At 32.0% G+C, this 10,096-nt stretch carries 9 protein-coding genes and 3 tRNA genes; 7 read left to right on the top strand and 5 right to left on the bottom strand.

Annotated elements, in window-relative coordinates:
• Positions 1 to 51: 51 nt before the first annotated feature.
• Complete coding sequence (gene holA, locus IAI56_RS10405) at positions 52 to 1,056, bottom strand: DNA polymerase III subunit delta (protein ID WP_187657813.1); 1,005 nt, start codon at positions 1,054 to 1,056, stop codon at positions 52 to 54.
• Between the two features lie 62 nt (positions 1,057 to 1,118).
• On the opposite strand from holA, the gene IAI56_RS10410 reads away from it, so the two are divergent.
• The 3 genes from IAI56_RS10410 (at position 1,119) to IAI56_RS10420 (ending at position 3,477) form a co-directional block, all read left to right on the top strand.
• On the top strand, positions 1,119 to 1,559 hold the full coding sequence (locus IAI56_RS10410; protein WP_187657814.1) for a type I restriction enzyme HsdR N-terminal domain-containing protein: 441 nt from the start codon (positions 1,119 to 1,121) through the stop codon (positions 1,557 to 1,559).
• Positions 1,560 to 1,568: 9 nt separating this feature from the next.
• Positions 1,569 to 2,561, top strand: a complete 993-nt coding sequence (locus IAI56_RS10415; protein WP_187657815.1) for a glycosyltransferase family 2 protein — start codon at positions 1,569 to 1,571, stop codon at positions 2,559 to 2,561.
• A gap of 76 nt (positions 2,562 to 2,637) precedes the next feature.
• Positions 2,638 to 3,477, top strand: coding sequence for an OmpA/MotB family protein (locus IAI56_RS10420; RefSeq protein ID WP_187657816.1), 840 nt, complete (start codon positions 2,638 to 2,640; stop codon positions 3,475 to 3,477).
• Positions 3,478 to 3,586: 109 nt separating this feature from the next.
• On the opposite strand, the gene IAI56_RS10425 is transcribed toward IAI56_RS10420, so the two are convergent.
• The 3 genes from IAI56_RS10425 to IAI56_RS10435 all read right to left on the bottom strand — a co-directional run bounded on the left by IAI56_RS10425 (position 3,587) and on the right by IAI56_RS10435 (position 3,857).
• Positions 3,587 to 3,660, bottom strand: a tRNA-Arg gene (locus IAI56_RS10425).
• Between the two features lie 32 nt (positions 3,661 to 3,692).
• A tRNA-Pro gene (locus IAI56_RS10430) sits at positions 3,693 to 3,767 on the bottom strand.
• 6 nt (positions 3,768 to 3,773) lie between these two features.
• Positions 3,774 to 3,857: transfer RNA gene (locus tag IAI56_RS10435), tRNA-Ser, on the bottom strand.
• 250 nt (positions 3,858 to 4,107) lie between these two features.
• On the opposite strand from IAI56_RS10435, the gene IAI56_RS10440 reads away from it, so the two are divergent.
• Together IAI56_RS10440 and IAI56_RS10445 are read left to right on the top strand one after the other, a co-directional pair.
• Positions 4,108 to 5,286, top strand: a complete 1,179-nt coding sequence (locus IAI56_RS10440; RefSeq protein ID WP_187657817.1) for an acetyl-CoA C-acyltransferase — start codon at positions 4,108 to 4,110, stop codon at positions 5,284 to 5,286.
• Positions 5,287 to 5,365: 79 nt separating this feature from the next.
• On the top strand, positions 5,366 to 6,127 hold the full coding sequence (locus tag IAI56_RS10445) for a C40 family peptidase (RefSeq protein ID WP_187657818.1): 762 nt from the start codon (positions 5,366 to 5,368) through the stop codon (positions 6,125 to 6,127).
• Positions 6,128 to 6,198: 71 nt separating this feature from the next.
• Here IAI56_RS10445 and IAI56_RS10450 read toward each other — a convergent pair whose 3' ends face one another.
• Positions 6,199 to 7,320: a cysteine desulfurase family protein gene (locus tag IAI56_RS10450; protein WP_187657819.1), complete on the bottom strand. Its 1,122-nt coding sequence runs from the start codon at positions 7,318 to 7,320 to the stop codon at positions 6,199 to 6,201.
• A 93-nt stretch (positions 7,321 to 7,413) separates the two neighbouring features.
• On the opposite strand from IAI56_RS10450, the gene IAI56_RS10455 reads away from it, so the two are divergent.
• Positions 7,414 to 8,376, top strand: a complete 963-nt coding sequence (locus IAI56_RS10455) for a hypothetical protein (RefSeq protein WP_187657820.1) — start codon at positions 7,414 to 7,416, stop codon at positions 8,374 to 8,376.
• Between the two features lie 9 nt (positions 8,377 to 8,385).
• A complete protein-coding gene (gene bshC, locus IAI56_RS10460) occupies positions 8,386 to 9,975 on the top strand; it encodes a bacillithiol biosynthesis cysteine-adding enzyme BshC (RefSeq protein WP_187657821.1) in 1,590 nt (529 codons plus the stop codon).
• Positions 9,976 to 10,096: the final 121 nt, after the last annotated feature.

Below are 10,096 nucleotides of genomic sequence, written 5' to 3' on the forward strand. Positions count from 1 at the left end.
TAGATTGCAAAAATAAAAAAAATATTACATTTTGCAAATTTTAACGAATATTTAATTAAAAATCTTAACCAAAAGTTCTTTATACAAATCAGCTTCGGGTAAATTAGCCGCGCCAACACCTTTACTTTTTCCGTCAATATTACGAAGCGTACTAACAATTCCGCTTACTTTTTTCATCGGATAGTTTTTGGAAGCTGTAATATAATCACCTACAAAATAAGGATTTACACCAAGTTCTTTGGCAACATTTCCTTGTGATTTATCTTTTAATCCATGGAATTTCAATAAGCTGGAGAAAAAGCTAAACAACTGTGCTATGACAACAACCATCGGGTTTTCTTTGCTATTTTGGGCAAAATAATTCACAATTTGATAGGCACGAAATTGGTCTCTGTCGCCCAAAGCTTTACGCAATTCAAAAACATTATAATCCTTGCTGATACCAATATTTACTTCAATATGCGATGGCGTAATCGTACTTCCTTTTGGCAGAATAATTTCAAGTTTAGTTAATTCATTCGCAATTCGGCTTAAATCATTTCCAAGATATTCCACCAACATCTGCATCGCTTTGGGTTCAATGCCATAACCTCGACCTTGTAAAACACGTTTCACCCATTCGCCAACTTTGTATTCTTTAAGTTTATGGCTTTCAAATACAACACCAACTTTACTTAACGTTTTAATCCACTTTTTTCGTTTATCAATCGATTTATATTTATAGGCAAAAACCAAAACCGTTGTTGGTTGCGAATTTTCAATATAACTTTCAATCTTATCGATAGTTTTTGCTAATTCCTGAGCTTCTTTTACAATAACAACTTGTCTGTCAGCCATCATTGGATAACGTTTTGCATTGGAAACAATTTCATCTACCGAAGTATCACGACCATAAATCACCATTTGGTTAAACCCTTTTTCATCGTCTGATAAAATATTCTCTTCAAAATATTCGGTTAACTTATCAATATAATAAGGTTCTTCACCCATCAAAAAGTAGATTGGTTTTATATTTCCAGCTTTAATATCGTTAATAATTTTTAGTACTTCATCCATTATATTAGTCTTCCGTTGACAGTAACAGTTGGCAGTTAATCAATTTTAACTAAATTTGCTTTATGCAAAAACTAAATTTTCCTGCTTACTCGTTTCGGCTCAAAAATAGTAAAAATAAAGTCGCTATTTTTGATGTTATCAGGAAAAAATTTATCATTCTTACTCCCGAAGAATGGGTTCGTCAACACACAGTTCAATTTCTTTTGGATGAAAAAAAATATCCAAAATCCTATATCAATGTTGAAAAACTCATCAAAGTAAATGATACCAGTAAAAGATATGATATTGCGGTTTTCAAACCCAACGGTGAATTGTTTTTATTAATTGAATGCAAAGCACCTGAAATTAGTATCACACAAGATACTTTTGATCAAATTGCACGTTATAATTTAAAGCTAAAATCCGAATATTTAATGGTAACCAACGGCTTAAATCATTATTTTTGCCAAATGGATTTTGAAAACGAAAAATATGTTTTCTTGAAAGAATTACCCAATTTTTAAACCAATAATTTGAAAAAAATAGCCGTTGTTATACTGAATTGGAATGGAGAAAAACTATTGAAACAATTTCTGCCTTCTGTAATTTCTTTCTCAAGCGAAGCCAAAATATATGTTGCCGATAATGCTTCGACTGATAATTCATTGGAAGTAATAAAAAATCAGTTTCCTTCTGTAACAATCATTCAAAATGATGCTAATTATGGTTTTGCTAAAGGTTACAATGTAGCTTTGCAAAATATTGAAGAAAAATATCTCTGCCTTTTAAATTCAGATGTTGAAGTTACCGAAAACTGGCTTACTCCTATTCTATCTTTATTTGAAAACAATCCTGAAGTTGGAATTATACAACCTAAAATATTGGATTATAAAAACAAAGCTTATTTTGAATATGCTGGTGCTGCTGGAGGTTATATTGATAAATTTGGTTATCCGTTTTGTCGTGGGCGAATTTTTGACAACGTCGAAAAAGACAACGGACAATATGATGATGAGCAAACAATTTTTTGGGCAAGTGGAGCTTGTTTTTTCATCCGAAAAGATATTTTCAATCAATTAAATGGTTTCGATGATGACTTTTTTGCACATCAAGAAGAAATCGATTTATGCTGGCGTGCGATTAATGGTGGATATAAAATAAAATATACATCAAAATCAGTAGTTTTTCACGTTGGTGGTGCAACTTTAAACGAAGGAAATCCTAGAAAAACATTTCTGAACTTCAGAAATTCATTGCTGATGCTGCTGAAAAACCTACCAAAAAAAGAATTATTTTCAATCATTTTCTCACGACTTTGTATGGATGGATTAGCCGGAATTCAATTTGTTTTTAAAGGAAAATTCAAACATTCTTTTGCTATCATCAAAGCACATTTCTCCTTTTATTCATTGATTAACAAAACATTAAAAAAAAGAACATCATTACAACTCAAAAACTACTATTATACCAAAAGTATTGTTTACCAATATTTTGTTAAAAATGGCAAGGTATTTGATAAGATTTAACAATAGTTTATAACTCTGAACTATTATCTGAATTTAAAATAATCCGTATTTTTGTTAAAATTTTAATTACCCTTTTATGAAAAAAGTAATTTTAGGTCTATCAATCGTTGCTTTAACATTGACATCATGTGGCACAAAGAAAAAAATTGCAGCTTTAGAAGCGCAAAATAAAGAATGTCAAGATTTATTAAATTCTACAACAGTTAAACTAAACCTTTGTTTATCTGAAAAAGAAGCTCTTCAAAAACAAAATGATTATTTAAAACAAAATAATTCTGATTTGATTAATAATCAAAAAGAATTGACAATGTTGACTAGTAAAGGTGCTCAAAATCTAGAAAAATCATTAGAAAGCTTAAAAGAAAAAGATTTAAAAATTACTCGTCTTCAAGATGCTTTAACTAGAAAAGATAGTGTTACTTTAGCATTGGTTACTAGCTTAAAAAGTTCAGTAGGTATTTCTGATCCTGATATCGAGGTAAATGTTGAAAAAGGAGTTGTATTTATCTCTATCGCAGATAAATTACTTTTCAAAAGCGGAAGCTACGTAGTAAGTGACCGAGCAAAAGAAGTTTTGGCTAAAGTAGCAAAAGTAATCAACAGTCGTCCAACATTTGAATGTATGGTCGAAGGTCATACTGATAACGTTCCATTTACTGGAAACGCAATATTAGTAGACAACTGGGATTTGAGTGTGAAACGTTCTACAGCTATTGTTAGAGTTTTAACTAAAGATTTAGGCGTTAAACCATCGCAATTGATTGCAGCAGGTCGTGGAGAATTTATTCCATTAGTAGAAAACAACACGGTTGACAATCGTTCAAAAAACAGAAGAACACGAATTGTTGTACTTCCAAAAATCGATGAATTCTATGAAATGATCGAAAAGGAAATGAAAAATCAAAAACAACAATAAAAATAGAAAGCCGAGTTTTAGCTCGGTTTTTTTTATGCTTTCTCTTTTCTGATAAATTTTACGAAATGTTATAAAACAAAAAATCCCTTGATTTCTCAAGGGATTTATGTGATCTCAGAAGGATTCGAACCTTCGACCTACTGCTTAGAAGGCAGTTGCTCTATCCAGCTGAGCTATGAGACCAAACTCTTAGATGTTTTCTATTTACAATTTTGTCGGGGTGGCAGGATTCGAACCTGCGACCTCCTGCTCCCAAAGCAGGCGCGATAACCGGGCTACGCTACACCCCGAAAAAGCGGAGAGACAGGGACTCGAACCCTGGCGACGGTTACCCGTCGACAGATTAGCAATCTGCTCCGTTACCACTCCGGCACCTCTCCTAAATTTTCAATATTGTAATAAGAACTTTCTTTTAAGCGGTTGCAAATGTAATTTAACATTCTATAATTTACAACTATTTCAAATCTTTTTTTACTAATAAAATAAAATTAATTTTAAAAAACTTCACTATCAACATACTAGCTAAATTATATTTTTATTAATCTACTTCAATTGAAGATTTATTAAGGATTGAATTCCATAATTTGTAATAAAAGTTTAGATTTGCAGGACAAACAAACAACAAGTATTATGAGTAAAAAAGTAGTTATAGTTTCGGCAGTAAGAACTCCAATAGGAAGTTTTATGGGAAGTTTATCTTCGGTTACTGCTCCACAATTGGGTGCAGCAGCTATAAAAGGTGCTTTAGAAAAAATAAATTTAGATCCAAATTTAGTAGACGAAGTATTGATGGGTAATGTTATTCAAGCTGGAGTTGGACAAGCTCCAGCAACTCAAGCATCCCTTTTTGCAGGTTTACCAAATACAATCCCAACAACAACCGTAAACAAAGTATGTGCTTCGGGAATGAAAGCCGTAATGCAAGGTACACAAGCCATCATGAGTGGTGATGCCGAAGTGGTAATTGCTGGTGGAATGGAAAACATGAGTTTAATTCCGCATTATGTACACATGAGAAATGGTGTGAAATTTGGACCAACTTCATTAGTTGATGGTATGCAAAAAGACGGTTTAACCGATGCTTATGACGGAAATGCAATGGGAGTTTGTGCTGATTTATGCGCAACCGAATACAATATTAGTCGTGAAGAGCAAGATGCTTTCGCAGTTCAATCATATGAACGTTCTGCAAAAGCTTGGGCAGAAGGAAAATTTGACAACGAAGTTATTCCTGTATCTATCCCACAAAGACGTGGCGAACCAATCATTTTTGCTAAAGACGAAGAATTTACCAACGTAAAATTAGACAAAATACCAACGCTTAACGCTGTATTTACCAAAGACGGAACTGTTACTGCAGCAAATGCTTCAACAATTAATGATGGTGCGGCAGCTTTAGTATTAATGAGCGAAGAAAAAGCGCAATCATTAGGTTTAAAGCCTTTGGCTTATATAAAATCGTATGCAGATGCAGCTCAAGAACCAAAATGGTTTACAACTGCTCCAGCAAAAGCATTACCAAAAGCATTAAACAAAGCAGGAATTTCAATTTCAGACGTTGATTATTTTGAATTCAATGAAGCATTTTCAGTTGTTGGACTAGCTAATGCAAAAATATTAGGTTTAGATAACAATAAAGTAAACGTAAATGGTGGCGCTGTTTCTCTTGGACATCCATTAGGTTGTTCTGGCGCAAGAATTATCGTAACCCTTATTAATGTTTTAGAGCAAAACAATGCAAAAATTGGTGCTGCAGCTATTTGTAATGGAGGTGGCGGTGCTTCTGCTATTGTTATTGAAAGAGCTTAAATAAAATTAACAATTACGGATTATGAATTGCAATTATAACAATTCATAATTCGTAATTTATAATTCATAATTGACTTAGATGTTTGCCATTTGTAATCTTGCCATAATTCCTCTTAGAGCCGAACCAAGTGATCGAAGCGAAATTGTTTCGCAGGTTTTGTTTGGTGAACATTTTGAAATTATCGAAACACAAAAACAATGGGCAAAAATAAGATTGCAGTTTGATGATTATGAAGGTTGGGTAGATTCAAAACAATACCAAATCATTTCCGAAAAAAACTTTTCTGATTTGTCAAAAGACGGTGTAATTTTGAATGCAGACTTGGTTGAATATGTAACCAATTCCAAAAATATGTTTATTCCCGTTCCGCTTGGTGCTTCACTTTCGTTTTTAAATCATGCGGAAATAAATATCGAAGGATTTGAATTTGAAGGAATGAAAATTAGTGGAATTAAAGATAAATCGAATTTAATTTCTACTGCATATCAATATTTAAACGCACCTTATCTTTGGGGTGGAAAAACACCTTTTGGAATTGATTGTTCTGGTTTTACACAAATGGTTTACAAACTAAACGGTTATAAGTTGCTTCGCGACGCATCACAACAATCAACTCAAGGCGATGCTTTAAGTTTTATTGAAGAAAGTGAACCTGGTGACTTGGCTTTTTTTGATAATGAAGAAGGAAAAATCATCCACGTTGGTATTATTATGGAAAACAATTACATCATCCATGCTAGTGGAAAAGTTCGCATTGATAGATTAGATCATCTTGGAATTTATAATGCAGAACAAAATAAACACACACATCGACTTCGTGTAATTAAGAAAATTATATAAAACACAAATTTCACAAATTACACGAATTGATTTGTGCAAATTTGTGAAATCTGTGTTCATTTTTTCTGAATTTATATTTCTTTCAAACAAGTAATCAAAATATCAATATCTTCTTTGGTATTATAATGACTGAACGAAATACGTAAACTTGGCTTCTTCAAATTTTCGCCTGTAATCATTTCTACCAAAACATGTGACGGTTTTTGGCTTCCGCTTTGACAAGCACTTCCGCGAGAAACTGCAATTCCTTTTATGTCTAAATTAAACAAAATCATCGCTGTTTTTGTTTCGTCAAAAGGCAACAAAACATTTAAAATATTATAAAAAGTAGTTATTCCGTTTTGTTTTACGGCAGGAAAATTAGCTTTTAACTGTTCAAAACAGTACGATTTCAACTCTTCAATATACTTTCTTTCTTCGTCTAAATGAAGATATGATAATTCCAAAGCTTTTGCCATTCCGGCGATTTGATGCACTGATTCGGTTCCAGCACGCCAACCTTTTTCTTGTTCGCCACCAAATAATATGGGTTGCAAAACAAATCCTTTTTTTACAAAAGCAAAGCCAACGCCTTTTGGACCGTGAAATTTATGCGCACTTGCTACCAAAAAATCTATGTTTAATTCTGATAAACTAATTTCTGTTTTACCAATCGATTGAACGGTATCACAATGAAACAGTGCTTTATTTTCTCGACACAACTCGCCTATTCTTTTGCAATCATTGATTACTCCAGTTTCATTGTTTACATGCATCAAAGAAACCAAAGTTGACATTTCGCTTTTCAATAATTCTTCCAAGTGAGCATAATCCAAATTTCCATCAGAAAGCGTTTTAACATAATCAACAACTATATTAAACTCTTTTTCTAATGCTTGAATGGTATAAAGTGTAGCATGATGCTCAATTTTTGACGTAATTATTCGTTTTATTCCAAAATCACGAACAGCACTTCTTAAAATCCAATTGGTCGCTTCCGTAGCACTTGAAGTAAACAATATTTCCGATGCTTGGCAATGCAAAAGTTTAGCAATAGTTTTTCTCGAACTTTCTATAATTGCTTTTGCACTTCGACCAATACTGTGGGTTGAAGACGGATTTCCATATTCTAGTTGCATCACTTTTACCATTTCATCAATAACTTCTTGACGAATTGGTGTTGTTGCAGCATTATCTAAGTAAACTTTTTTCATGTTGCAAATATAAAAAGTCCTTCTCCTAAATAAATGATAAAAGATTCATTAGTGAACTAAAAAACTTTATTTTTGCTTCAAAATTAAATTGAAATGAAACGATTATTAGCTCTTTTTTTGTTAGGTATTGTAATAAATGCATGTGATGACGGCGATTTAGAAGTTGAAAACATCGATTTTACAGAAGTTACCGCTACTAAATGTACTTCAAAAGACGTTGTTTACAAAATTAAAGACAGCGAAATGCTTTTGATAGAAATTCCTGCTTCAACTTTTGCTAATGACCAAACACCAGAAGGCACGCCGATAAGCATTCCTATTACTTCTTCGGTAAAAGTAAAATACCGTCAATACAACGGAAGTATTACTGCAGATAATATTTGTCCAACCATTCCTAATGCAAATCCAAGTTTGCAAGAAGAATGGAATGCCACTGCGGGAACAATTCAAATTACTACAACTGCAATAAAATCTACCAACCAAACGACTGGAGCAACTAGAATTACAGGTTACAGACATTATATTGTTTTTAAAAATATCACTTTTGAAAAACCAGACGGTGTCCAAACCTACGAAACTTATGTTTTTGGAAACTATAATACAACTGTTTCTGCTTTGCCTCTAAATTTTGGAGAAGAAGCTCAAAAAAGTACTTGCGATACCCGAGTTTTCAATATAAGCGGAAGCGAATTATTAACTTTCAATACTAGCAATTATGCTAGTTTATTTGAAAATGTGGTAACTACAACACCAAGGACAGCTTTAATCAATTCTTCAAATACTTTAAGCTACAATATTTATAATAACGTAGTTAACAATGCTTTTTTATGTACAAATCCTTTACCAACAACACCTGTTTTATTAGAAGAATGGAATGCTGTTGATGGTGTTGAAAATGTATCTGGAATAATTGAAATCACTACAAATGATGATGGACTTGGTGGCGTTGGTTTTAGACATACTATTCGCTTGAAAAAGGTAACTTTGAAAAAAGGAAATAGTGATTTCTATCTTGGCGATGATTATCTTTTAGGTAGTTTTATCGTAGCACAATAATCCGTAAACATGGACATCGACTGTATTAGCTATCAAAAATCGGGGTATTTTTCTAAACTCATCGTTGAGTATTTAGATGAAAATCCTGCGTTGCAATCGTTATACCATCGTAGTCCGAAGTTAGAGAATTTCCTTTTACAGCTTGAAGAAAAACAAAAAAATTTCCCTTTTGAAAAAAGAGAAATTTTGGTTAATTCGTTGCAAAAACAATACCGTTCAACAAAAACATCGGAGTTTACAAAAAGTAATATTCAGTTGTTAAAAAGCGATAAAACGTTTACCATAACAACTGGACATCAATTGAATTTATTTTCTGGTCCGTTATACTTTTTGTACAAAATTATCTCCACAATAAATTTGTGCAAACAATTAAAATCCGCTTATCCAAGTTACAATTTTGTACCAATTTATTGGATGGCAACGGAAGATCATGATTTTGAGGAAATCAATCATTTTGTTTTTAAAGGAAAAAAAATCAGTTGGAACAAAGAAACTTCTGGACCAGTTGGACGTTTATCTACCAATGGTTTAGACAAAGTTTTTGAAGTTTTTGAAAAAGAATTAGGCATTGGAAATAATGCCGAATATTTGAAAGATTTATTCCAAAAAACCTATTTAGAACACGATAATCTAACCAATGCAACACGATTTTTTGCCAATGAATTATTCCAAAACGAAGGTTTAGTTATCCTTGATGGCGATGATATTAATTTGAAAAAAATATTTGCTCCTTATGTCGAAAGAGAATTAATGGAACAAGTTTCTTTTCAGAAAGTAAATGAAACTGCAAAACTTTTGGCAAGCTACAATATTCAAGTAAATCCAAGAGAAATTAACCTTTTTTACATTAAAGATAATCTTAGAGAACGCATTGTTTTTGAGAATAACTTCTATTTTGTAAACAATACTGAACTTCGTTTTACAAAAGATGAAATCTTGGAAGAATTAGAAAATCATCCAGAAAGATTTAGTCCAAATGTAATTTTACGACCTTTATATCAAGAAGTTATTTTACCTAATCTTTGCTACATTGGTGGTGGAGGCGAAATTGCGTATTGGTTGGAATTGAAGTCAAATTTTGAAGCCAATGCTGTTCTGTTTCCAATACTTTTAGTGCGAAATTCGGTTTTGTTGACTACTAAAAAGCAAATAGAAAAAGCTCAGAAATTGAATTTAAAAATGGCTGATTTGTTTCAAAAGCAAAACGAACTTTTGAATAATAAAACAAAAGAAATCTCTAATTTTGATTTTGATTTTTCGGCTCAAAAAGAGTTTTTGAAACAACAGTTTGAAAATCTTTATTCGATTGCAGAACAAACTGATATTTCGTTTAAAAACGCAGTAAAAGCTCAAGAAATCAAACAAATTAAAGGTTTAGACAATCTTGAAAAACGTTTACTGAAAGCAGAAAAAAGAAAACTTGCTGAAAAATTGCGGCGCATGAAACAGATTCAAGATGAGTTGTTTCCGAACCAAGGTTTGCAGGAAAGAAAAAACAATTTCTCTGAATTTTATTTAGAGTTTGGTAATGAATTGATTATAAAATTATTTAAAGAATTAGATCCTTTAAAAAATCAATTTTCAATAATTACTTTGTGAAATTGTTAACACTATAACGTTTTCGTAATTACTCCTTTTTTATTTCATTGGTTTTTGATTTATTTTTGGTTAACTAATTATAAAATCAATGTTTTATGAATAAAAAACTACTCTATTTAAC

This window comes from Flavobacterium macrobrachii (assembly GCF_014486675.1).
GTDB lineage: Bacteria > Bacteroidota > Bacteroidia > Flavobacteriales > Flavobacteriaceae > Flavobacterium > Flavobacterium macrobrachii.